The 22,433-nt window shown below is 66.7% G+C and carries 21 protein-coding genes; 17 read left to right on the forward strand and 4 right to left on the reverse strand.

Annotated features, from left to right (window positions below):
* Nucleotides 1–113: 113 nt before the first annotated feature.
* From ftsZ to tatC, 13 genes are all read left to right on the forward strand, one after another.
* The gene (gene ftsZ / locus AC1DPF_RS07960) at nucleotides 114–1,586 is read left to right on the forward strand and encodes a cell division protein FtsZ (protein ID WP_477868931.1); all 1,473 of its coding nucleotides are present in this window, start codon (nucleotides 114–116) and stop codon (nucleotides 1,584–1,586) included.
* Nucleotides 1,587–1,697: 111 nt separating this feature from the next.
* Nucleotides 1,698–3,089, forward strand: a complete 1,392-nt coding sequence (locus AC1DPF_RS07965) for an SPOR domain-containing protein (protein ID WP_477868929.1) — start codon at nucleotides 1,698–1,700, stop codon at nucleotides 3,087–3,089.
* A 67-nt stretch (nucleotides 3,090–3,156) separates the two neighbouring features.
* Complete coding sequence (locus AC1DPF_RS07970) at nucleotides 3,157–3,372, forward strand: hypothetical protein (RefSeq protein ID WP_477868927.1); 216 nt, start codon at nucleotides 3,157–3,159, stop codon at nucleotides 3,370–3,372.
* A gap of 73 nt (nucleotides 3,373–3,445) precedes the next feature.
* Nucleotides 3,446–4,612, forward strand: a complete 1,167-nt coding sequence (locus AC1DPF_RS07975) for a deoxyguanosinetriphosphate triphosphohydrolase (protein ID WP_477960611.1) — start codon at nucleotides 3,446–3,448, stop codon at nucleotides 4,610–4,612.
* Nucleotides 4,612–6,450: a M20/M25/M40 family metallo-hydrolase gene (locus AC1DPF_RS07980; protein ID WP_477960613.1), complete on the forward strand. Its 1,839-nt coding sequence runs from the start codon at nucleotides 4,612–4,614 to the stop codon at nucleotides 6,448–6,450. The genes AC1DPF_RS07975 and AC1DPF_RS07980 overlap by 1 nt, the downstream gene beginning before the upstream one ends.
* A gap of 60 nt (nucleotides 6,451–6,510) precedes the next feature.
* Nucleotides 6,511–8,241: an arginine--tRNA ligase gene (gene argS, locus AC1DPF_RS07985; protein WP_477960615.1), complete on the forward strand. Its 1,731-nt coding sequence runs from the start codon at nucleotides 6,511–6,513 to the stop codon at nucleotides 8,239–8,241.
* Entirely contained in the window at nucleotides 8,242–9,000 is a 759-nt protein-coding gene (locus AC1DPF_RS07990; protein WP_477868919.1) for an SPOR domain-containing protein, read from the forward strand. It begins immediately after the preceding gene.
* 114 nt (nucleotides 9,001–9,114) lie between these two features.
* Nucleotides 9,115–10,128, forward strand: coding sequence for a beta-N-acetylhexosaminidase (gene nagZ / locus AC1DPF_RS07995; protein ID WP_477960617.1), 1,014 nt, complete (start codon nucleotides 9,115–9,117; stop codon nucleotides 10,126–10,128).
* Between the two features lie 102 nt (nucleotides 10,129–10,230).
* Nucleotides 10,231–11,010, forward strand: a complete 780-nt coding sequence (locus AC1DPF_RS08000) for a segregation and condensation protein A (RefSeq protein WP_477868915.1) — start codon at nucleotides 10,231–10,233, stop codon at nucleotides 11,008–11,010.
* Nucleotides 11,007–11,585 (forward strand): SMC-Scp complex subunit ScpB, encoded by a 579-nt coding sequence (gene scpB, locus AC1DPF_RS08005; protein WP_477868913.1) that lies wholly within the window; start codon nucleotides 11,007–11,009, stop codon nucleotides 11,583–11,585. The genes AC1DPF_RS08000 and scpB overlap by 4 nt, the downstream gene beginning before the upstream one ends.
* A 26-nt stretch (nucleotides 11,586–11,611) precedes the next feature.
* On the forward strand, nucleotides 11,612–11,869 hold the full coding sequence (locus AC1DPF_RS08010; protein ID WP_477869274.1) for a twin-arginine translocase TatA/TatE family subunit: 258 nt from the start codon (nucleotides 11,612–11,614) through the stop codon (nucleotides 11,867–11,869).
* 29 nt (nucleotides 11,870–11,898) lie between these two features.
* Nucleotides 11,899–12,264 (forward strand): Sec-independent protein translocase protein TatB, encoded by a 366-nt coding sequence (gene tatB / locus AC1DPF_RS08015; protein ID WP_477868911.1) that lies wholly within the window; start codon nucleotides 11,899–11,901, stop codon nucleotides 12,262–12,264.
* Entirely contained in the window at nucleotides 12,261–13,037 is a 777-nt protein-coding gene (tatC, locus tag AC1DPF_RS08020; protein WP_477868909.1) for a twin-arginine translocase subunit TatC, read from the forward strand. The genes tatB and tatC overlap by 4 nt, the downstream gene beginning before the upstream one ends.
* Nucleotides 13,038–13,087: 50 nt before the next feature.
* Here the strand turns inward: tatC and AC1DPF_RS08025 are convergent, their stop codons facing one another.
* From AC1DPF_RS08025 to AC1DPF_RS08035, 3 genes are all read right to left on the reverse strand, one after another.
* Nucleotides 13,088–13,228 carry an entericidin A/B family lipoprotein gene (locus tag AC1DPF_RS08025; RefSeq protein WP_340315073.1) on the reverse strand — a complete coding sequence of 47 codons (141 nt, stop codon included), beginning with the start codon at nucleotides 13,226–13,228 and terminating at the stop codon, nucleotides 13,088–13,090.
* Between the two features lie 298 nt (nucleotides 13,229–13,526).
* The gene (locus AC1DPF_RS08030; RefSeq protein WP_477960619.1) at nucleotides 13,527–15,068 is read right to left on the reverse strand and encodes a sensor histidine kinase; all 1,542 of its coding nucleotides are present in this window, start codon (nucleotides 15,066–15,068) and stop codon (nucleotides 13,527–13,529) included.
* 60 nt (nucleotides 15,069–15,128) lie between these two features.
* Nucleotides 15,129–15,338 (reverse strand): NepR family anti-sigma factor, encoded by a 210-nt coding sequence (locus AC1DPF_RS08035; RefSeq protein WP_477868904.1) that lies wholly within the window; start codon nucleotides 15,336–15,338, stop codon nucleotides 15,129–15,131.
* A 275-nt stretch (nucleotides 15,339–15,613) separates the two neighbouring features.
* On the opposite strand from AC1DPF_RS08035, the gene AC1DPF_RS08040 reads away from it, so the two are divergent.
* Both AC1DPF_RS08040 and AC1DPF_RS08045 read left to right on the forward strand, forming a co-directional pair.
* Nucleotides 15,614–16,408 (forward strand): response regulator, encoded by a 795-nt coding sequence (locus AC1DPF_RS08040; RefSeq protein WP_477960621.1) that lies wholly within the window; start codon nucleotides 15,614–15,616, stop codon nucleotides 16,406–16,408.
* A gap of 162 nt (nucleotides 16,409–16,570) precedes the next feature.
* Nucleotides 16,571–17,209, forward strand: coding sequence for a sigma-70 family RNA polymerase sigma factor (locus tag AC1DPF_RS08045; RefSeq protein WP_477868900.1), 639 nt, complete (start codon nucleotides 16,571–16,573; stop codon nucleotides 17,207–17,209).
* A gap of 119 nt (nucleotides 17,210–17,328) precedes the next feature.
* Here AC1DPF_RS08045 and AC1DPF_RS08050 read toward each other — a convergent pair whose 3' ends face one another.
* Nucleotides 17,329–17,505, reverse strand: a complete 177-nt coding sequence (locus AC1DPF_RS08050) for a hypothetical protein (protein WP_477868898.1) — start codon at nucleotides 17,503–17,505, stop codon at nucleotides 17,329–17,331.
* A 67-nt stretch (nucleotides 17,506–17,572) separates the two neighbouring features.
* Here AC1DPF_RS08050 and AC1DPF_RS08055 point away from each other — a divergent pair, with 67 nt between their 5' ends.
* Nucleotides 17,573–20,269 carry a bifunctional [glutamine synthetase] adenylyltransferase/[glutamine synthetase]-adenylyl-L-tyrosine phosphorylase gene (locus AC1DPF_RS08055; protein ID WP_477960623.1) on the forward strand — a complete coding sequence of 899 codons (2,697 nt, stop codon included), beginning with the start codon at nucleotides 17,573–17,575 and terminating at the stop codon, nucleotides 20,267–20,269.
* A 228-nt stretch (nucleotides 20,270–20,497) separates the two neighbouring features.
* Nucleotides 20,498–22,429: a [protein-PII] uridylyltransferase family protein gene (locus tag AC1DPF_RS08060; protein WP_477868894.1), complete on the forward strand. Its 1,932-nt coding sequence runs from the start codon at nucleotides 20,498–20,500 to the stop codon at nucleotides 22,427–22,429.
* Nucleotides 22,430–22,433 lie beyond the last annotated feature (4 nt).

The raw sequence follows: 22,433 nt of genomic DNA on the forward strand, positions 1-22,433 counted from the left end.
TTAACCCCGAAAATTGTGGATAGCACAACTTTTCGCGTGATTCGGCGATTCGCGTCTGGCAAGATTCGCCGCATGATGCGGTTTGGCGGACAGGGCCGCAAAGGAGATTTAATATGACGATCGAGTTCATGCGCCCGCAAGTCGACGAACTGAAACCCCGTATTGCCGTGATCGGGGTCGGTGGCGCGGGCGGAAACGCGATCGCCAACATGATCGCCGCCGATGTGCAGGGAGTCGACTTCGTCGTCGCCAATACCGACGCGCAGGCGCTCAATGCGTCGCCTGCGGAGCGCCGTATCCAGCTCGGCCTGAAGATCACCCAGGGCCTGGGCGCCGGAAGCCGTCCCGAAATAGGACGGGCCGCCGCCGAAGAGACCATGGATGCGGTCGAGAAGGCGCTCGACGGATCGCACATGTGCTTCATCGCCGCCGGCATGGGCGGCGGCACCGGAACGGGCGCCGCCCCGGTCATCGCCAAGGCCGCGCGCGACCGTGGGATCCTGACCGTCGGCGTTGTCACCAAGCCGTTCAGCTTCGAAGGCAACCGCCGGATGCGCTCGGCCGATGCCGGCATCGAGGAGCTGCAGAAGCATGTCGATACGCTGATCGTCATCCCGAACCAGAATCTCTTCCTGATCGCCAACCCGAACACGACCTTCAAGGAAGCGTTCCAGATGGCCGACCAGGTGCTCCAGCAGGGCGTCCGCGGCATCACCGACCTGATGGTGATGCCGGGCCTGATCAACCTCGACTTCGCCGACATCCGTTCGGTGATGAGCGAGATGGGCAAGGCGATGATGGGCACCGGCGAAGCATCCGGCGACAACCGCGCGATCGAAGCAGCGGAGAAGGCCATCGCCAACCCGCTGCTCGACGGCGTCAGCCTGAATGGCGCCAAGGGCGTGATCGTCTCGATCACCGGCGGTGACGACATGCGTCTGCTCGAAGTCGACGAAGCCGCAAATCATATCCGCCAGCTGGTCGACCAGGATGCGAACATCATCTGGGGTTCCGCGTTCAACAATGACCTGGAAGGCAAGATCCGCGTGTCGGTGGTCGCCACCGGCATCGAGGTCGATGCCGCGACCATGCCGGAGCCGTCGAAGAGCTTCAGCTTCCCGCCGCGCACGCCGGCCCGCGAGGAGCGCTCGGTCGCCGTGCCGCCGGCTGCGACACCCGCGCCTGCACCGACGGCCGCCGCTGCCGCCCCCCTGACGGCACCGACGATCGAGCCGGCCGCCGACACGCCCGCCGAAGAGCGCATCGTCCTGGAGGCGCCCGAAGCCGCAGCCGAACCGCTCGAGCTGACCAACCTGTTCAACGACGAGTTGCTGCTCCAGCCGGAGACGGCGATGCCGACCCCGGCTGCCGAAGCGAAGGCGGAGGAAACGCCCGAGCCTGCGGGCAATCGCCGCTGGGTCGCCGAACCGGAGCCCGTGCGCCGTCAGTCGGCCGCCGGTGCGACCCTGTTCGAGCGGATGTCGAACATCGCGCGCGGCGCTGCCAAGGCACAGGTCACACCCGAAGATAGCGCTGCAGAAGGCGCCGAGATCCCGCGCTTCCTGAACCGCCAGGGCAATCAATAGCCGTCCCGCGGGGCCGGCCGCGCCAATAGGCGCGATCCGGCCCCGCTTCGGCGTTCTGCCTCCATTCACCTGTTGTCGGCGACAAAGCGAACGTCTGTAAGCGATGCGCCCATGAAGATACACCATATCATCTCTATCTCGGTGCTGCTCGCCGCGATGCCGGCGCTCACCCAGAGGGCGGCCTCCCAGCCGATCGGCGAGGAGCCGCTGATCGTCGACCCGATGGCGTCGGCGCGCGACGCGATGGCACGGGGCGATCCCGCCGAAGGCCTGGCCCGCTATCTGCGCGTGCTGGCGCGTGATCCGGGTGACCTCGACGCACTGTCGGGCGCGGGCGCTGCGGCGCTCGCGGTCGGAGACGCCGATGCCGCCATCAACTTCTATGTCCGTGCCGACAAGATCTCGCCGCGCGACGGGCGCATCAAGGCAGGGCTCGGATCGGCGCTCGTGCAGAAGGAGCAGCCGCGCGCGGCGCTGAAGCTGTTCGACAGCGCCACCGACCTCGGTCTGGCGCCGTTCGAAGTCGCCCTCGACCGCGGCCTCGCCTATGATCTGCGCGGCGACAACAGGCGGGCGCAGGCGGAATATAATCTGCTGCTGCGCGTCCGCCCCGATCCCGAGGCGATCCGCCGCCTCGCGCTGTCGCTGGCGATGAGCGGAGACAGGGTCGGCGCGCTCGCCATCCTCGATCCGCTGTTGCGCAAGCGCGACATCCCGGCGTGGCGCGCACGCGCCTTCGTGCTTGCGATGACCGGCGACACGGCAGGCGCGGAAGCCGCAGCCGATGCCGTGCTGCCGCGCTACCAATCCAACGCGCTCAAGCCCTTTCTGGAGCGGCTACCCACGCTCAGGCCCGCCGAGAAGGCGGCGGCGGTCCATTTCGGGCACTTCCCGGAAGACAAGGTGCCGATGCAGATGGCAGCCGCCAGCCCGGTGGCATCGAACAAGGCGGCGCCCGCACCGGTTGCCGCCGCCCCCACTCCGAAGGTGCAGTTCGACAATGCCGGCCGGCTGATGGTGAGGACCGAGGGGCCGGCCGCCAAGGCCGGCTCGGCATCGCAGTCCGCCGCCGCTGCCATTTCCCCCGATCCGGCCTCCGATGCCGAGCAGCGCGCCATCGATTCGCGCAGCCTGGCCCAGGACAGACGTGCCGCCCAGAAGAAGGCCGCGGCCGAAAAGGCCGCAGCCGAGAAGAAGGAGAAAGAGAAGGAGGAAGCCAAGGCGAGGAAGGCCAATCCCGAGCGCTATTGGGTGCAGATCGCCAGCGGTTCCTACAAGCCCGACCTCGACAAGGAATGGGCCAAGCAGAAGTCGAAGTTCGGCAAGCAGCTCGCCGGCCGCACGCCTTGGACAGCGCCGTACCGCGCCACCAACCGGCTGCTGATCGGTCCCTTTCCCAGTTCGTCGGCCGCGCAGGACTATGTCAACGACGCCCGCGCGGCGGGCTTCAGCTGCTTCCCGGTGACGACTTCGCCAGGGCAGAAGGTCGAGCGGCTCGACTGACGATTTCTTAACCTTGCTGCGGCATGCTAACCTCTCAAAGGGACATGGGGGCGGTATGCTGAAACATATGATTCTGGCGCTCTTCACGCTTACGGCAGCACCGGCGGTGGCTTCCAAGGGAACGGTCGGCCTCAAGCAGGTCTCGATGCCTGTGGACATGCTCTACCCGGAAATCCAGGTCAGCGAAGATGCGTGGCGCGGGCTGTTGCCGGTCATCCTGCTCGACATCGACGATGTCGCCGAACGGCCCGTGAAGAACGACGAGCGCAGCGAACTGCGCTGACCCGACGGCTTGAGGCCGAGCGGATCGCGAAGTCCCCTCGACTTGCGCACGTTGCTCGGCCATCACGGCGCCGATGCCGACGCTTGCGCCTTATGCCTCCGATCCGGCCCGTAGCCGGGGCAGGTTCCACATTGCGGGCGGCGGCGAGACGCGGGGACCGCGCGATGCGTTCCAGCGCGACCGTGACCGCATCATCCACTCGATCAGCTTTCGCCGGCTGCGCCAAAAAACACAGGTCTTCGTGGCGCCGGACGGCGACCATTACCGCGTCCGCCTCACCCACAGCCTCGAGGTCGCGCAGATCGGCCGCACCATAGCGCGCGCGCTGGGCCTCAACGAGGACCTGACCGAGGCGCTCTGCCTGGGTCACGACATCGGCCACCCGCCCTTCGGCCATGCTGGCGAGGAAGCGCTGCAGGCGGCGATGGCGGAGGTCGGCGGCTTCGATCACAACGCCCATACGCTGCGCATGCTGACCCGGCTGGACTCCCCCTATCCGCTACACGACGGGCTCAATCTCAGCTGGGAGACGCTTGAGGGCCTCGCCAAGCATAATGGTCCGCTGGCGCGCAGGACCTGGGCGATGGCTGAGATAGACGCCGCCTGGCCGCTCGAACTCGACAGCTGGCCCGGTGCGGAGGCGCAGGTCGCGGCCCTCGCCGACGACATCGCCTATGACAATCACGATATCGACGACGGCGTGCGGGCTGGGCTGCTGACGCTCGACCAGGTGCTCGAAGACCCGTTAGTCCGCTCCAATTGGGACAAGGTCCGCGCACGCTATCCGGACGTCCCGCCACCGCGCCTGCTCGGCGAACTGGTTCGCGAGCAGATCGGCTGCATGGTCAACGACCTGCTCGCGGAGAGCCGTCGCCGTCTCGACGCAGCCGCGCCCCGCTCGGTCGAGGATATCCGCGCAGCCGGCGGGGCCCTCATCGGCTTTTCCGATGACATGGCAGCACGCGAAAAGGCGCTGACCCGCTTCATGTACGCCAATCTCTATCACCATCCCCAGCAGCTCGACGTCGCGGCGCGTACCGGCCGGGTGATCGCCGGGCTGGCCGATGTCTACAAGGCCGACCCCGGCACGCTTCCGCCTCATTGGCGCGAGACCATGCCGCACGCCGAGCCGGGACGGACTCGCCACATCGGCGACTTCATCGCCGGCATGACCGACCGATACGCGTTGTCCCGCTACCGCGAGCTGGTCGAGCCGATCGAGTTCGACGAGGGATTCTGATGGCGCGCGCCATCGCCCTCGCCGCGGCGCTGGCGGGCGCGATCCTCTGGGCGGTGTTGAGCGTGATGCCGCCGGCAGCGCGGGGCGTCGACGCTCCGCCGGCTGCCTTCTCAGCCGACCGTGCCTTTGCGGACATCGTGGCGATCGGCCGTGCCCCCCACCCCGTGGGTTCACCGGAAAATGCCAAGGTACGCGCCTATCTGTCCGCCAGATTGCGCGTGCTCGGCGCCGAGGTCTCGGAGCAGGTCGCACCGCTGCCGCAGAAGTCGCTCGACCGGCTGGGCAAATGGAGCGGCCGCGAGCAACGGGGCGTCGTCGCGCATAATGTCGTCGGCATCATTCCCGGCCGCGATCGTGCCCGGGCCGCGCTGCTGCTGATGGCGCATTTTGACAGCGTGTGGGGTTCGCCGGGCGCAGCGGACGATGCGATGGGGATTGCTGCGGCACTCGAAGCAGGCCGCGCCCTGCGCGCGCAGGGGCAGCCGCTGCGCGACGTCATCCTGCTGTTCACCGACAGCGAGGAGATCGGCCTCGACGGCTCGACGGCCTTCTTCACCCGGCATCCTCTCGCGGCCCATGTAGGGATGATCATCAACATGGAGGCAAGGGGCGCGGGCGGGCGGGCCAACATGTTCGAGACCGGATCCGCCAACGGCGCGCAGATGCGGCTCTATGCCGACAGGGTCGCGCGGCCGGCGACCAATTCGCTGTCGGTCCTGATCTACGACATGATGCCGAACTACACCGACTATAGCGTTGCCAAACAGCGCGGCATCGCCGGCTTCAACCTCGCCGTGCTGGACGGCGGCTATGCCTATCATTCGCCGCTCGCAATCCCGGAAGCGGTCGATCGCGGTTCGCTGCAGGACATGGGCGATCAGGCGCTCGCGCTCGCCTCGGCGATGGCCTTCGCGGCCGACCTGCCGGCCAGGACGCCGAATGCCGCCTTCGCCGATCTGCTGGGGCGGGTGACCATCGTTTATCCCATAGCGGCCGGCTGGGCGGTCCTGCTGCTGGCCGGTGCGCTGATGGCCGCCGCGCTGTCGCGGACGCGGCCGGGGATGAGCTCGATCGGCCGGGGCATGATCGTGACGGCCGCGCTGCTGCTCCACGCATCGCTGCTCTTGACCATGTTCAATGCGCTGTCGGGGAGCGGCGGCGCCAATTATTATGATCGGCTCGCCGCGCTGCCCCGCCTGGAGATGGCCGCCGCATTGGCCATCCTCGCCGCGTTGATGTTGTTCGATCGCTTTCGGCGTCACGAGCTGCGTCCGCTGATGATCGCGCCCGCCATGGCGCTGATGTGGGTAGGACTGCTGACCGGCGGTCCGCTCATCCCGCTGGTCGCCGTCGCGCTGATGGCGATGGCGGCGGCCTGGTTCCTGCCGGTGTCGAGCGACGATCGCGGCGAGGGTGCGGCATTGCTGCTGCTTCTCGCCGGAGCGCTGGTCCAGATCGTCGAGCCGACCGCCGCGCCGCTTCTGCACTGGCCGCTGCTGCTCGGCGCGATCGCCCTGGCGGCGCGCGCCTGGCTGCCGCTCGCGCCGGCCCTCGTCATCGGCGCGCTCTGCGCGGCGATCGGCATCGGCCATCTGCTCGCACAGGCGCACTTCATCTTCCTGGCGATCGGCGCCGAGATGCCGGCAGTGACGATCGTCCTGCTGTTCGCGGCACTGCCGCTGATCCAGCCGCTGCTGCCGGGGCGCTTCCCGCGCTGGATGCCGGGCACCGCCCTGGCCGCGGCGATGCTGCTCGCGCTGTGGGTGCGGCTCGATCCGATCGCCCCTTCGATTCCGACCTACAGCCGCGCCGAAGGCGGCATCAAAACTAAGGCCTGACCTTTCGCGGCAGTTCGGTTAGAGCGGCCATCCATTGACCAAGTGCTGACGGAACATCCCTTGCCCACGCTTTATGCCAGTTTTGCCGCCCGTATCGGCGCCATCCTCGACGACCTCGAAGCGACCGGGGCGCTGCCGGCCGGCATCGATCGACGGAATGTCGCGGTCGAGCCGCCCCGCGATCCTGCGCATGGCGACCTGGCCACCAATGCGGCGATGGTGCTCGCCAAGCCGGCCGGCACCAATCCGCGCGCGCTCGCCGAGCTGATCGTGCCGAAGCTCGCAGCGCTGCCCGAGATCGCCGGAGCCGAAGTGGCCGGCCCGGGCTTCATCAATGTTCGGCTGACCGAGGACAGCTGGCGCGACGAACTCGCGCAGATCCTTGCCGCCGCCGGCGATTACGGCCGGTCGCAGCTCGGCACCGGCAAGCGCGTCAACGTCGAATATGTCTCGGCCAACCCCACCGGCCCTATGCATATGGGCCATTGCCGCGGCGCCGTCGTCGGCGATGCGCTCGCCGCCCTGCTCGAATATGCCGGCTATACCGTCACCCGCGAATATTATGTCAACGACGCCGGCGCGCAGGTGCAGACGCTCGCGCGCTCGGCGCAGCTGCGCTACCGCGAGGCGCTGGGCGAGACGATCGAGATTCCCGAGGGCTTCTATCCGGGCGACTATCTGATCCCGATCGGGACGGCACTCGCTGCCGAGTTCGGTTCGCGCTACGTCGGTGCGCCCGAGAGCGAGTGGCTCGACCTGTTCCGGGAAAAGACCGTCGCCGCGATGATGGAGATGATCCGAGCCGACCTGGCACTGCTCGGCATCGAACATGAGGTGTTCGCGTCGGAGGCAGCGGTCCAGAAGGCCGGCAAGGTCGACGCAGCGCTCGATCGGCTGCGCGCCGAGGGGCTGGTCTATGAGGGCACCCTCGAACCACCCAAGGGCGAGCTCCCCGACGACTGGGAACCGACCGAGATGACCCTGTTCCGGGCCACCGCGTTCGGCGACGACAGCGACCGCCCGGTGCGCAAGTCCGACGGCGGGCTCACCTATTTCGGCACCGACCTCGCCTATCATGCGCAGAAGGCCGATGGCGCGGACATGCTGATCGACATCTGGGGGGCCGACCATGCGGGGACCGTCAAGAGGATCAAGGCGGCGGTGCAGGCACTGACCGGTGGCAAGATCCCCTTCGACGTCAAGCTGGTGCAGATGGTGCGGCTGCTGCGCGGCGGCGAGCCGGTCAAGATGTCGAAGCGCTCGGGTAGCTTCGTGACCCTGGCCGATGTGGTCCGCGAGGTCGGCAAGGATGTCGTGCGCTTCACCATGCTCACCCGCAAGGCCGATGCGCAGATGGACTTCGACTTCGCCAAGGTGGTCGAGGCGTCCAAGGACAATCCGGTCTTCTACGTCCAATATGCGCATGCGCGCGGCCGGTCGCTGCACCGCCGCGCCGCCGAGGCGGGGATCGACGTTACGCCGGCCGCCGATCTGTCGCTGCTCGACGCCGAGGAACTGGCGCTGGTCAAGCTCGCCGCCCAATATCCCCGGATCGCCGAAGCCGCGGCTATCGCGCATGAGCCGCACCGGATCGCCTTCTATCTCTACGATCTGGCGGCGCTGTTCCACGCGCTGTGGAATCGCGGCAACGACGATCCGTCTCGTCGCTTTTTGCTGGCCGACAGACCCGAAATCACCCGCGCGCGGCTGGCGCTCAGCGACGCGATCGGGCAGATTATCCGCAACGGCCTTGGGGTGATGGGCGTCGCCGCCGCGGAGGAGATGCAGTAGATGACCGATTACTCGCGCGACCGCCTCGGCCCCGACGACGAGGATCGCCTGCCGTGGCTCGAACCGGTCGAGGAGGAGCCCGAAGAGGGCGGCATATCGACCGGGAGACTGATCCTGTGGGCCGTCGCCGCCCTGCTGCTGATCGGCATGGTCGTCGGGGGTTATTTCTGGATGCGCGGCAATGACCGCGCCGCATCCGGCGAAGGCGCGCTGATCGAGGCGCCCGACAGCTATTACAAGGAGCGCCCGGCGGACCAGGCCCCCGCAGCCGGCGACGACGAGATCGTCTACAGCGCGAGCAAGGGCAACGAGGTCGAGAGCGTGATCGACACGAGCAGCGCCGCCGAGACGCCGGTCAATGTCGCTCGCGCGCCGGTCGAGGAACCCGCAGCGCCGCCACCCGCGCCGGTCGCGGCCAAGCCCAGCGCCGCCAAACCGGCTGCTGTTCCCGCACCCGCCGCGACGGTCAAGACCGTGCCGAAACCCAAGCCCGCCGCAGCCGCCGCGGTGCCGGACGCCGCGCCGGTGTCGGGCGGCTCGACCATCCAGCTCGGCGCCTTCTCCAGCCAGGCCAAAGCCAATGCGGCGTGGAAGAACCTGTCGACGCGCTTTTCCTTCCTGGCCGGGCTCACCCAGTCGGTGGTGCCGGTGCAGTCGGGCGACAAGACGCTCTACCGGCTCCGCGCCAGCGGCGGCAATGCAGGCGATATCTGCGGCCGCCTGAGGACTGCGGGCGAGAGCTGCTCGGTGATCGGATAAGCAATAGTCGTCATCCCGGCGGAGGCCGGGGTCACAGGGGGCTCGCGCGCTACGCTGCTCCCGAGACCCCGGCTTCCGCTGGGTGACGCTGAATGGACAGGGAATTACAGGCTGATGACCCCCCTCTTCCTTGGCCTCGCGAGTACCGCGCTGAGCGACGCTGAGCGCGGCTTCTTCGCCGATCTCGATCCGGCCGGCTATATTCTGTTCAGGCGCAACATCGCCGATCTCGTCCAGCTGCGCGCGCTGACCGATAGCCTCCGGGCCCTGTCGGGCCGCGACGACGTGCCGATCCTGATCGACCAGGAGGGCGGCAGGGTAGCGCGGATGCAGCCGCCCGAATGGCCTGCCTTCCCGAAGGCCGAGCTGTTCGACCGGCTCTATGACATCGCACCGATGACCGCGATCGAGGCCACCCGTCACAACGCCCAGGCGCTCGCGGTTATGCTGGCCGAGGCGGGAATCAACGTCGACTGCCTGCCGCTACTCGACGTCCGCCAGCCCGGGGCGCACGACATCATCGGTGATCGTGCGCTGGGAACCGAACCCATGCGCGTCGCAGCGCTGGGCCGAGCGGTGCTCGAGGGGCTGCGCGCCGGCGGGGCGGTCGGCGTGGTCAAACATGTGCCGGGCCATGGCCGCTCGATGTCCGACAGCCATGTCGAACTGCCGGTGGTCGATGCCGACGTGGCGGCTCTGGAAACCGATCTCGCCCCCTTCATCGCGCTCAACGACGCACCGATGGCGATGACGGCGCACGTCGTCTACACCGCCTGGGACGCCGAGGAGTGCGCCAGCCTGTCGTCCAGGGTGATCGGGAACATCATCCGCGGGCGGATCGGCTTCGACGGCCTGCTGATGTCCGACGATCTCGGCATGCACGCCTTGTCCGGCGACTTCGGTGCGCGCGCGGCCGGCGTGCTGGCGGCCGGCTGCGACATCGCCCTGCACTGTTCGGGCGAAATGGCCGAAATGGAGGCCATTGCCGGGGTAACTGGTCCGATCGGAGAAGCGGCGAAGGCGCGGCTCGACCGCGCGATGGCGACGGTGGCCGGCGCGAAAACGGGTGCTTCGCTGGACGAGCTGATCGCGAAGCGGGATGCGCTGATGGCCTATCTGCCCGCCTGACATCCGGAACGCCCGTTCGTCAGCCCGACGGAGGCCGCGGACAGGGATGATTTTCATACAGTGTCGGTTTCAAAGGGCCGCGAATCCTGTTTTAATCGCGCGATGCTGGGGGACGACGCCGATGATAATTTCGACCTGCCGCTGTCCGAAGCGGGCGCGGACATGCTCACGCTCGAGCTCGACGGGTGGGAGGGACCGCTCGACCTGTTGCTGAACCTGGCGCGCGTGCAGAAGGTCGATCTGCGCGAGATTTCCATCCTCGCGCTGACCGAGCAATATCTGTCGTTCATCGAGAACGCCAAGGCGCTGAAGCTCGAGATCGCCGCCGATTATCTGGTGATGGCGGCCTGGCTCGCCTATCTCAAGTCCTGCCTGCTTCTGCCCAAGGACCCCGCGGTTGATCCCAGCCCGGAAGAGTTGGCAATGCGGCTTCAGCTGAGGCTCCAGCGCCTGCACGCCATGCGGGAAGCCGGCGCGCGGCTGATGGGGCGCGACAGGCTCGGCCGCGACGTGTTCGGGCGCGGCAGGCCCGAGGGACTCAAGGTGATCCGCAAGGCCGCCTGGGACGCGAGCATCTACGATCTGATCGCCGCCTATGGGATGGTGCGCGCCCGCGCCGACGTGCCTGTCCATATCGTCCAGCGCCGCCCCGTGATGACGCTCGAACAGGCGATCGAACGGGTGTCGCGGATGGTGGGCGTCCTGATCGAGTGGACCAGCCTCGAAGCCTTCCTGCCGCCCGACGCGGTCGGCGAATATCGCCGTTCGGCGCTCGCTTCGAGCTTCGTCGCGGCGCTTGAGCTGGCGCGGCAGGGCCGCATCGCACTGATGCAGGATGGGGCGTTCGCGCCGCTCATGCTCAGGGCGCCGGAGGTGGCATGATCGAGGAACCCGACGACCTTCTCCGCGCCATCGAAGCAGCCCTGTTCGCGGCGGAGACGCCGATGAGCCCGGCCGAATTGATGAGCGTGATCGGCGCCGACGGCCTGGGCGATGCGCTGCCACGGCTGGCGGCCCTTTATTCCGGGCGCGGCATAGAGCTGGTGGAGCGCGGCGGGCGCTGGCACTTCCAGACGGCCGCGGACCTCGCTCATATCCTCCGGCGCACGCGCGAGGAGCCGCGCAAGCTGAGCCGCGCCGGAATCGAGACGCTCGCGATCATCGCCTATCACGAACCGGTGAGTCGCGCCGAGATCGAGGCGATTCGCGGTGTGCAGATTTCCAAGGGAACGCTCGACGTGCTGCTCGAAGCCGGTTGGATCAGGCCCGCCGGACGGCGCGAGGCTCCGGGCCGACCGCTGCTGTTCGCGACGACGCCGGCCTTTCTCGCCCATTTCGGTCTGGGCAGCCGCAAGGACCTGCCCGGCATCGCAGACCTGAAGGCCGCAGGCCTGCTCGATCCGGTCGATCTCGCTTTCGAGCAACTACAGATGGAAAAAGGCGGCGAGGACGACTAGATGACACCCATCCAAGGAGATTCATGATGGGTGGTTTGAGCATCTGGCACTGGCTCATCGTCGGCGTGGTCGTGATGCTGCTGTTCGGCAAGGGCCGTTTTTCGGACCTGATGGGTGATGTCGCCAAGGGCATCAAGAGCTTCAAGAAGGGCATGGCCGAGGAAGACGAGCCGGTGCAGCCTGCACCACCGCGTCCCGCCGCGCGCCTGCAGCAGCAGCCTCCGCTGGAACCGAATCCGGATCCGACGCTGCAGCCGATGCAGGATGATCGGCCGCACAGCTGATTCAGGGCACCGGCCGCTGATCGATCGCGATGTTCGACGTCGCCCCAACCGAATTGCTGCTCGTGGCGGTCGTCGCGCTGCTTGTGATCGGCCCCAAGGATTTGCCGCGGGCCATGCGCTTCGTGGGTCAATGGGTCGCGCGGGCGCGCGGCGTCGCGCGCCATTTCCGCTCCGGCATCGACGAAATGATCCGCCAGGCCGAACTCGAAGAGATGGAAAAGAAGTGGGCGGCGGAAAATGAGCGGATCATGCGTGAGCATGCCGCGGAGCCGCCGATGATCGAGGGGGAGATGGTGCCGCTGGGCGGTCCTCCGGAAGCACCGCCGACAGCGGATGCGCCAATGCCCGCTCCTGTCGATATCGAAGCCGAGCCGGCCAAAACTCCGCTGCCATGAACGAGACTGCCGACATCGACGAGAGCCGCGCTCCGCTGCTCGACCATCTGCTCGAACTGCGGCGACGGCTGCTGATGTCGGTCGCGGCGCTCGCGGTCGCGTTCGCCGTGTGCCTCTATTTCGCGCGGCCGATCTTCGCCTTCCTCGTCCAGCCGCTGCTGCGCGCCGGCCAGGGCAAGCTGATCTACACGCAGATTTTCGAGGCCTTCTTCGTCGAGATCAAGGTCGCCTTCTTTGCCGCGATGATGCTGTCTTTCCCGATCATCGCCAACCAGATCTGGCAGTTCGTCGCCCCCGGCCTCTATCGCAACGAGAAGCGCGCGCTGCTGCCCTTCCTGTTCGCAACGCCGATGCTGTTCCTGAGCGGGGCAGCGCTGGCTTATTATGTCGCGATCCCGGTCGCCCTGCATTTCCTGCTCGGCTTCCAGGGCAATCTTGGCGGCGTTCAGCAGGAGGCGCTGCCCGGCGTGGGCAATTACCTGTCGTTCGTCATGCAGTTCCTGTTCGGCTTTGGTCTGTCTTTCCTGCTGCCGATCCTGCTGATGCTGCTGGAGCGGGCTGGCGTGGTCACCCGCAAACAACTGGTCGGCGCGCGCCGTTATGCGATCGTCGGCGCGTTCGCCATCGCCGCGGTGCTGACGCCGCCCGATGTCGGCTCGCAGCTGTTGCTCGCCGTTCCGCTGGTCATCCTGTACGAACTGGCACTGATCGGCATCTGGATCACCGAGCGCGGCCGAAAGAAGGACAGCAACGAAAAGCCCGAGACGGCCTGACCGCCCCGGGCTTATGCCCTGCCCCGGCTACGCCCGGGCAGTTCGTGCCTTTACTTGGCGTCGTCTGCAGCGTTGGCGACCGCCTTGCCAGCCGAGGATACGTCCTTGCCGGCACCTTCGACGGTGTTGCAGGCCGCGATGGCGAGCAAGCTGACGCTGACGAAAGCAATGGCGATGGTGCGCTTGAACATGGTGAACCCTTTCGGTTGATCCAGGCCCCTCCTCGGAGAGGCTCGATCGTCAATGCTCCCGCGCAGGCTTTGTTCCCGCGCGGTAACATATGCGGTGTGCATGGACATTACTGGGAAATTTATTGGGCCCGGCCGCATCTACGGGGGGGATGACGCGACCGGGCCCTTGTTGAGCGGATAGCGGGAGCGGGGGGGGGCAAAGCATCGCTATCCGAAGACGAGAACGGGTTGCCGCTGATTTGGTTCCTGTCACCGCGAAAATTTTTCGACGCGGGCTGCAGGATCTTGAATCGGCTGGTCAGCCCAGGATGCTGATCCGGATTTCAAAGCGCCCGGCGTGAAGATCTTCGGCCAGCGGGGCCCGGAACTGACGGGCAATACCGGTCACCACCCGCTCGAATCGCGTGATGCCCGGATAATGATCGAGCGCGCCCTCCGGCATGCCCACAGACTCGATGCGCAGGTTCGCGCGATCCGGCTCGGCGGTCGTCTCAAGCGATATCAGCACCGATCCCTGCGGATTGCAGTGCATCATCAACTCCACCACTTCGGTGATCAGGAACGCCGCCGGCACGGCGACATCCTGGATCACATAGACGTCGATCATGTTGAGCGCGATCGGCATACCCGCCGCCGACGCTGGAGCCGACGCCCGGAGCGAACTGGCAAGCTCGCCAGCCAGCGACCGCATCGAGACGCCGCGATTCTCCTCCAGCTCCGCATAATGGTTGCGGTGGACCACCGCCAGCGCATCGACACGGCGCTGGATAGCCCCATAGGCGTCGGCAACGGCGCCCTCTGCACCGCGGGCGTGCAGGTTGATCAGGCTCGACACCACCTGCAGGTTATTCTTGACGCGATGATGGACTTCGCGGGTCAGCTTGGTTTGCCGGGCGAGCCCTTCCTCCAGCTCTCGCTCATGCTTGTAGATGCGTGCTGACACAGTCGCGAAGCTCTCGGCAAGATCGCGGATCTCGTGGCTCGGGGTATTGATCCGGGGCAGGACGAGAGGACCTCCGGTACCCTGCCAGGCATCGATCGATTCCTTGAGCTGGACCAGCGGGAGCACCAGCAGCCGGCTGACGATGAACCAGCCCGTAAAGGCGGCCGCGGCCCACATCAGGATCGGCAGCATGACCATGAGCAGGGTCCTCGCCCGGGCCGGCGCGAGCCTGTATTCGGCCGACAAGGCCAGCCGGCCACCGGCCAGCGGCTGCGACAGGCGCAGTACGCCGTCATCCCCCTTGTTCGGGCGATTGAGCAGGACAAGCACGCTATCGCCTTGCCGCAAACTCAGATGCGTCAGCGGCAACCCCTCCTCTTCTCGCCGGTTCAGGTGAATGGCGGCAAGCGGAAGCTCGGAGTGGATCGTCACGCTTCCGTCCGCGCGTGCGGAGGTGAAGCGTAAAAGTCCTCTTTGCGGATCGAGTTCGAGACGATCGGTTCCAGGTGGCAGCGCGGTCGCGAGGCGGATCGGCGAGCCGACCGACTGGCACAGCTTGCGGCCAGACCGGTCGAAGATCGCGGTGGGCAGGCGGCGGATACTGCTGAACTTCGTCTGCCGGTTGAGCGCGGCACATAGACTTCGGGGCTCTTGCACGCTCGCCGCTGCGCCACGGACGGTATCGAGACCATATTTAAGGGCCGCATCCAACTGAGCTGCGTACATGGCCGTGGTGGTCTGCGCCGCGGTCCTGCTTTCGAGCGATGCCGAGCGGGCCATGTCGAGCGAGGTGAGCAACGCGATGAATCCCAGCGGCAGCATCGCGGCCGAGAGGATAATCAACATCTTTGTGCCGGTGGAGAGACGGGCAAAAGCGAGCTTGGTCGTCAGCTTCATCCGTAGGCGTCACCAGCGCGTTTAGCCCGGCCCGTCCGAGGGTTAGCCGGCCTCATGGGGTCAATCCAGCTTGCTCAGCAGATCCAGAAACTCGTTGGGAACAGGTTCATCAACCGTCTGGGAATATACCGAACGCAGTGCGGCGCCGACATTGGTGTCGCGCGCAGTCTCGCTGCGGCGGCGCTTGGCTGGCTTGCTCGCCGCGATATCGTTCGCCGGTGCTTGTGATGTATCTTTTTGTGCCAACCGGCCCGCGCCCCTGAACATCATCTATTGCCCAACACTCTCCAGCAAAACGGCGCTCCGCTCAGCCGCCCCCTTGGATAGATCCGGATGCGTATCATCTTATGGAGTTCCATAAAATGCACGCTGTGGGGATGAAACAAAAAACTCTTCCGTTGGTTCCATAGCTCGAATGTCTCTTTTCGCACATTCGATAATGGAAGCTGCGGGTGGCTTCCGCGACACGGGTGGGGCTGCTATTTCCCCGATAATCGTGGCGGCATATGCCTGCGGTCAATGAAGTCAGGGAGTGCTAATACACCATGTCGCTCGGCCWGAAACTCGCCCCCCACCTGCCCTTCCTGCGGCGTTACGCTCGGGCGCTCACCGGCAGCCAGAGCCATGGCGACAATTATGTCCGCGCCACGCTCGAAGCTATCGTGGCCGCACCCGAAGATTTTCCGAAGGACGTCGATGCCCGCGTGGGCTTGTACCGCACCTTCCAGGCGATCTGGGCATCTGCCAATTATGACGAGATCGAGGCGGCCGCGGGCGGCGTGGAACGCGAAGCCATCGCCCAGGCCCGCCTGCAGGGAATCACCCCATTGTCGCGCCAGGCGCTGCTGCTCACCGCCATGGAGGGCTTCACCGTCAGCGACACCGCCTATCTGATCGACACCACGTCGGAGGAGGTCGAGGCGCTGGTCGCCGACGCGATCGCCGAGATCGACCGCCAGACCCGCACCGATGTCCTTATCATCGAGGACGAGCCGATCATCGCGATGGATCTAGAAACCATCGTCCGCGATCTTGGCCACAGCGTCAGCGGCGTCGCCGTCACCCGTGATGAAGCCGTGGCGCTGGCGCATGCGCATCGGCCGGGCCTCGTCCTCGCCGATATCCAGCTGGCCGACGACAGTTCGGGCATCGATGCGGTGAAGGATATCCTCTCGGAGTTCAGCGTGCCGGTCATCTTCATCACCGCGTTCCCGGAGCGACTGCTGACCGGGGAGCGGCCGGAGCCGACCTTCCTGATCACCAAGCCGTTCCAGCGCTCGACCGTGAAGGCGGCGATCAGCCAGGCGCTCTTCTTCAACGCGGCAACGATCGAGGCCTGAGCGATATCGCTTCGGATGCGGTTTTATTGGAACCGAGATGCCCGGCTTTTGTTCTAGCATCGGAACGGACGGCCCTCGCCGTCCGATCACATCCGGGTGGGATTTTCAGTGCTACTGACGAAACGCGCAAGGGCTCACTCGTTTAGCGGGACACGGCAAAAGATGGATGGTGAGGATCAAGACGGCGTCGCTGGCGTTGCGCCACCGGCCGCCGAACTGGTTTCACTTTCGGATGATGATTTCAAGGCCGAGCTGGCCCGCGTCATCCCTCATCTGCGGGCATTCGGCCGATCGCTTTCGGGTAATCGCGACCTCGCCGACGATCTCGTCCAGGAAACACTGATGAAGGCCTGGGCGGCGCGCAAGCGCTTCCAGGCCGGGACCAACATGCGGGCCTGGACATTCATCATCCTGCGCAATCTGTTTCTCTCGCAGATGCGGCGTGCCCGCTTCCGGGGCGAGTGGGACGAGCATACCGCCAACCGGCTTCTAGCCGCCCCGGCCTCGCAAGATCGCCACATCGAACTGGCCGACATGCAGCGCGCGCTGCTCCACCTGCCCCAGCCTCAGCGCGAAGCGCTGATACTCGTCGGCGCTGGCGGCTTCGCCTATGAAGAAGCGGCGGAGATCTGCGGCTGCGCGGTCGGCACCATCAAGAGCCGCGTTGCCCGGGGTAGAGCCGCGCTCGAGCAACTGCTCGACCATGGCCAGCTGCCGTCGCGGCGCGACCACAAGACCGACCCTTCGACGACGACGCTTCAGCAGATCATGGCGGACGTGGATTTCCTGAGCAAGGAATAGGAAAAGGTGCGGAACCTCGTCGTGCCGATGCGTGCGCGGCACGATGATCAACGGCGCCGACGGACTGCGCGTCAAGCGTTTTGCGCATCGTCAGCCGGATCCAGCCGGCCAGAAATACTCTACCCGTCGATCTTTCCCAGCAGCCGCACCAAGTCCTCGGGCAGCCCGTAGCTCCCGGGGTCGAAGGCCGCGCGAAGGGCATTGCCGATCCCCTCGTGCCGCGTGGGCGCATCGATCGCGCGGGCGCCGGCGATGCGCGCATGCGACGCGAGATAAGAGGCGCTAGGCTTTTCCATATATTCATAACGCAGCGACAGGGCGCAAGTTTCCCATTCTTGCACTCCACGGCAAATCGCCTATTCGATGATCATGACGTCGCGCGCGGATATCGTTGATTTTTCCGACACTTTGCGCCGGATCGAGAGCCATTCGCCGTTTCTCGCAGCGCTCGTCCATCGTCACCCCGCGACAGTTGCGGCGGTTCGTGACCAGGGTTTGGCGCGTGCGATCCGGGACGGATTGGCCGAGGCGAGATCGCCGGACATCGCCAAGATGCTGCGCCGCCAGCGCCAGGTGGTCTCGCTCGCGACCGCGCTTGCCGACCTCTCCGGAATGGCATCGCTCGAGGAAGTGGTGGAGCATCTCTCCGCCTTCGCCGACCATGCGCTGGACCTGGCGATCCGCACCGCGATCATCGAGCGCATGCCCGATGCCGAACCCCGGGGCTTTGCGGCCCTCGCATTGGGTAAGCACGGCAGCCGCGAGCTCAACTATTCTTCGGACATCGATCCGATCCTGATCTTCGATCCCGATACCCTGCCGCACCGCCCGCGCGAGGAGCCGGTCGAAGCCGCCGTCCGCATCGCTCGCCGCGTGGTCGAGCTGCTGCAGAATCGCGACGAGCACGGCTTCGTGTTCCGAGTCGACCTTCGCCTGCGCCCATCGCCCGAAGCATCGCCGCTGGCGCTGCCGATCGGCGCGGCACTGAGCTATTATGAATCGGCAGCATTGCCGTGGGAACGGGCGGCCTTCATTCGCGCCCGCGCTGCGGCCGGCGACACCGCGCTGGGCCAGAGCTTCCTCGATGCGATCCGCCCCTTCATCTGGCGGCGATCGATCGATTTTGGCGCCGTCCAGGAGATCCGCCTGATCTCGCGGCGTATTCGCGATCATTTCGCCCAGGGGCAGCTGCTCGGCCCCGGTTATGATCTCAAGCGCGGGCGCGGCGGCATTCGCGAGGTCGAGTTCTTCGCGCAGATCCAGCAGCTGATCCATGGCGGCCGCGAGCCGAAGCTTCGCGCGCCCGCCACGCTGGACGCCCTGCGCGTGCTGGGCGACGCGGGACGGATCGATGGCGACATCGCCGCCGCTCTCTCCGAAGCCTATCGCCTCTATCGCACGATCGAGCACCGGCTGCAGATGGTCGACGATCAGCAGACCCATCGCTTGCCCAGGCAGGCGGAGGCGCTCGACAATGTTGCGGCGCTCCACGGTCTCGACGATGGCGCCGCATTGCTCGCCTTGCTGAGCCCGCACATCGAGACGGTCGGCACCGCCTATGATGCGCTCGACAGCGGCGGCGAGGAACGGCTGCCACACCAGCCCGAGAAGCTTGAAGCGCTGCTGCGCGAGAGCGGCTTTGCGGACCCCTCCTCGGCGCGCAAGCGGATCGAGATATTGCGTGCCGGCAAGAGCCGCTCGCTGCGCACCCCAGTCGCCCAAGCGGCGCTCGAGGCGATGCTGCCGACGCTGATCGCGGCGCTCGCCAAGGCACCGTCGCCGCAGAATGCACTCAACCGTTTCGAAGACCTGATCGCCGGCCTGCCGAGCGCGATCAACCTGTTCCGGCTGCTGGAGGCGCGACCGTCGCTGGCGCGTGCGCTGATCGATGTGCTGAGCCACGCGCCGACGCTGTCGCAGGCGCTTAGCCGACGGCCCGCGCTGATCGACGGCCTGATCGACTCGACAGCGCTGGAGCCCCCACCACCCCTCCCCCAGCTGATCGCGGAGCTGGGCGCGGGAGAACGCAGCGACAGCTATGAGCAGTTGCTCGACGGCGTCCGCCAGAAGGTCGGCGAGCGGCGCTTCGCGCTGGGCGTGCAGCTCATTGAAGGCATCGCCGATCCGATCGACGTGGCACAGGGCTATGCGCGTGTCGCCGAGGCCGCATTCGATGTGTTGGGCCGGGCGACCATCGCCGCTTTCGAGGAGACCCACGGCAAGGTGCCGGGCAGCGAGTTGCTGGTGATCGCGCTGGGCAGACTCGGCGGCGGGGTGCTCACGCACGCCTCGGACCTCGACCTGATCTACCTGTTCACCGGCGACATCCTGGCCGAATCGGACGGGCGGCGGCCGCTCGGTGCCACCACCTATTACAACCGGCTGGCACAGCGCGTCTCCGCCGCCCTGTCCGTTCCGACCGCCTCGGGTCCGCTCTACGAGATCGACACGAGGTTGCGTCCGTCGGGTACGCAGGGCCTGCTCGCAGTGTCGACCGCGAGCTTCGCCCAATATCAGCGCGAGAGCGCATGGACCTGGGAGCATATGGCGCTGACCCGGGCACGGCCGATCTTCGGCTCGCCCGGCGCGCGTGACGAGGTGCAGGCCATCATCACCGAAGCGCTGTCCCGCGAGCGAGATCCCGCCACCCTGACCGCGGACGTTATCAAGATGCGCGGCGACATCGCCCGGCACAAGCCACCGTCCAGCCCGTTCGACGTCAAGCTGATCGATGGCGGGCTGATCGATGCCGAGTTCGCGGTACACCTGCTCCAGCTGCGCCATCGCACCGGCTTCGATCCGCGCCTGCGCACCGCCATGCGACTACTGGCGGATCAAGGGCTGATCGATTCCGCCGTGATTGCTGCGCATGAGCTGCTGACGCGGATGCTGGTGACGTTGCGGCTCGTCTCGCCGACATCGGGCGAGCCGCCGCCTGCGTCGAAACCGCTGGTCGCGCGGACCTGCGGCGAAGCGGACTGGGATTCGCTGGTTAAAGCCTATGAAACCTCACGAGCGCTCGTCAGCGCCGCCTGGGCCGGGGCGGCAAACGGCCGCTGACGCCGCCCGGATCCCGCATTCCGGCCTCGTTCCGCCTCCAGCCGAAATCGGCGGAAGAAGAGGGTTTTCACGATTTTAACCACGCTAGGCGACGCCGGTTTAAAGACTGGCTGCTAGTCAGGGAGCATCAACTGTGTTGTTGCTTAGCGTGAGAAAATCGATGGTCGTATTCATCGAAGGGCGCCCCAGCGTATCGGGGCGTCCCCTTTCCTTCGGGCCGGAAACGGCATGAAGCATGATCCCAGGCTCCAGGATGTCGCCGGCGGCATCGTTCGGGCGGCAGAGCCCCAGGTTCCGGCTGCCCTGCTCCTGTCCGAGCTCGAACGGCGCTGCGTCACCCTCAAGGTAGCGTCGGGCGGCGAGCGGATAGACGCGCTGTTCGCCAGGCTGGACGAATTCGCGGTGCTGGCAGCCGATCTTACCGACTGCCTGTCGATGCCGACGTCGCTCCAGCCGTCGATGCGCCGGAGCTTCGATGCCAGCTACGCCGATCTCGAAGCCGCGTTCGGCGAGGCCGAGGCGGTCTTGGCGCCGCTGTCCGATCTTCTGCTCAGCAGCGATGGCTTCGATGGCGCAGTGGCGGCGGCGGCCGAACTGCTGGTCACGCTGGCACCGATCCGCGCCGATGCCGCGCGGCTCTACGACCGGCTGTCGCGCGATATCCGAGCGCTGCTCTATCGCGGCGTCCGCGACGCTACCGAAGTCGCGCTGATCGACGCGGGGTTCGCCGATCCGATCACCGCCGCGCGGCGGCTGCGCGAGTGGCGGGCCGGAGTGCCGGCGGCGCTGCGCTGCGGCTCGGAGCGGCGTGCAGTCGAAGCGGTTCTGCCTATGCTGGTGGCCGAGCTGGAACATTTCGAAGACCCCGACGGTGCGCTCGCCGCGCTGGACGAGATCGTGTCGCGGCTGCCGGCCGACGTCACCCTGTTCGCCCCGCTCGAGGCACGGCCGTCGTTGATGAAGTCGCTGCTGTCGCTGCTCGGCCATGCGCCGATGCTGTCGCGCCACCTGATCGCGCAGCCGGAGCTGATCGGCCGATTGATCGACAGCAGCGCCTATGCGCCGCTTCCACCGGCCGCCGATCTCGATGCCGAGTTCAGGCTGCTGATCAGCGGCAGCGACCGTGGCGCCGGCCAGCTCCGCGTCGCCCAGGCGATCGGCGGCTACCGCTTCGGCCTCGGCCTGCAGCTGCTCGAGGCGACCGACGATCCGCTCGATCTCGCCATCGCCAATTGCGATCTGGCCGAGGCCGGCCTGCGTGCGATGGCCGACGATGTGCTGGCGCGCATGAAGGAGAATCACGGCGAGGTGCCGGGCGCAGAGCTGGTGATCCTGGCGCTGGGGCGATTCGGCGGACGCTCGCTCACCAACATCTCGGACCTCGACCTGATCTACCTGTTCACCGGCGACGCCCGCACCCATAGCGACGGACGCAAACCGCTGGATGCCAACGAATATTTCAGCCGGGTCGCGCAGCAGATCACTACCGCGATGTCGACCGTGACGACGCTGGGCCCACTCTATGAGGTGGACACGAGGCTGCGGCCATGGGGCGCCAAGGGGATGCTCGCCTGCTCGATCGAAACCTTCGAACGCTATCATGGCGAAAACGCCTGGACATGGGAGCATATGGCGCTGACCCGGGCGCGCCCGGTCTTTGGGTCGGATGCCGCGCGCAAGGCGGTCAAGACGGTCGTCGACCAGCGGCTGCGCTGCCCGCGCAATCGCGCCACGCTGCTGCTCGACGCGATGAAGATGCGCGGCGACATCGCCCGCCACAAGCCGCCGCGCGGTCCCTTCGACGTCAAGCTGGTTGCGGGCGGGCTCGTCGATCTCGAATTCGCCGTCCATGTGAACCAGCTCGATCAGCATGTCGGCATTCACCCCCGGCTGCGCACGGCGCTGCGTTCGCTGGTGAGCGCGGGACTGATGGACGCCGCTATCATCCCGGCGCACGAAGTGCTCAGCCGCATGCTGATCGTCCTGCGCATGCTGTCGCCGCACAACCAGTTGCCTGCGCCCGAGCAGCGCGGCGTGATCGCCCAGGCCTGCGGCTATCAAAGCTGGGATCTGTTGACCGCCGCCTATGCCGAGGCACGCGAAATCGTGCAGAAGGTCTGGTCCAGCGCGATATCCCAGCCGGCCGCGCGAAGCGGTTGAACTT

The sequence above is a fragment of the Rhizorhabdus sp. P4_G6 genome, from assembly GCF_056401045.1.

Coding starts and splice junctions, on each gene's coding strand:
- AC1DPF_RS08030 (WP_477960619.1), bottom strand. CDS start 15,068: ATGAAGCTGACGACCAAGCTCGCTTTTGCCCGTCTCTCCACCGGCACA.
- tatC (WP_477868909.1), top strand. CDS start 12,261: ATGAACGAGACTGCCGACATCGACGAGAGCCGCGCTCCGCTGCTCGAC.
- AC1DPF_RS08045 (WP_477868900.1), top strand. CDS start 16,571: ATGGATGGTGAGGATCAAGACGGCGTCGCTGGCGTTGCGCCACCGGCC.
- AC1DPF_RS08035 (WP_477868904.1), bottom strand. CDS start 15,338: ATGATGTTCAGGGGCGCGGGCCGGTTGGCACAAAAAGATACATCACAA.
- scpB (WP_477868913.1), top strand. CDS start 11,007: ATGATCGAGGAACCCGACGACCTTCTCCGCGCCATCGAAGCAGCCCTG.
- AC1DPF_RS07990 (WP_477868919.1), top strand. CDS start 8,242: ATGACCGATTACTCGCGCGACCGCCTCGGCCCCGACGACGAGGATCGC.
- AC1DPF_RS08060 (WP_477868894.1), top strand. CDS start 20,498: ATGAAGCATGATCCCAGGCTCCAGGATGTCGCCGGCGGCATCGTTCGG.
- AC1DPF_RS08025 (WP_340315073.1), bottom strand. CDS start 13,228: ATGTTCAAGCGCACCATCGCCATTGCTTTCGTCAGCGTCAGCTTGCTC.
- AC1DPF_RS07965 (WP_477868929.1), top strand. CDS start 1,698: ATGAAGATACACCATATCATCTCTATCTCGGTGCTGCTCGCCGCGATG.
- AC1DPF_RS08000 (WP_477868915.1), top strand. CDS start 10,231: ATGCTGGGGGACGACGCCGATGATAATTTCGACCTGCCGCTGTCCGAA.
- nagZ (WP_477960617.1), top strand. CDS start 9,115: ATGACCCCCCTCTTCCTTGGCCTCGCGAGTACCGCGCTGAGCGACGCT.
- ftsZ (WP_477868931.1), top strand. CDS start 114: ATGACGATCGAGTTCATGCGCCCGCAAGTCGACGAACTGAAACCCCGT.
- AC1DPF_RS07970 (WP_477868927.1), top strand. CDS start 3,157: ATGATTCTGGCGCTCTTCACGCTTACGGCAGCACCGGCGGTGGCTTCC.
- AC1DPF_RS08055 (WP_477960623.1), top strand. CDS start 17,573: ATGATCATGACGTCGCGCGCGGATATCGTTGATTTTTCCGACACTTTG.
- AC1DPF_RS08010 (WP_477869274.1), top strand. CDS start 11,612: ATGGGTGGTTTGAGCATCTGGCACTGGCTCATCGTCGGCGTGGTCGTG.
- tatB (WP_477868911.1), top strand. CDS start 11,899: ATGTTCGACGTCGCCCCAACCGAATTGCTGCTCGTGGCGGTCGTCGCG.
- AC1DPF_RS07975 (WP_477960611.1), top strand. CDS start 3,446: ATGCCGACGCTTGCGCCTTATGCCTCCGATCCGGCCCGTAGCCGGGGC.
- AC1DPF_RS07980 (WP_477960613.1), top strand. CDS start 4,612: ATGGCGCGCGCCATCGCCCTCGCCGCGGCGCTGGCGGGCGCGATCCTC.
- AC1DPF_RS08050 (WP_477868898.1), bottom strand. CDS start 17,505: ATGGAAAAGCCTAGCGCCTCTTATCTCGCGTCGCATGCGCGCATCGCC.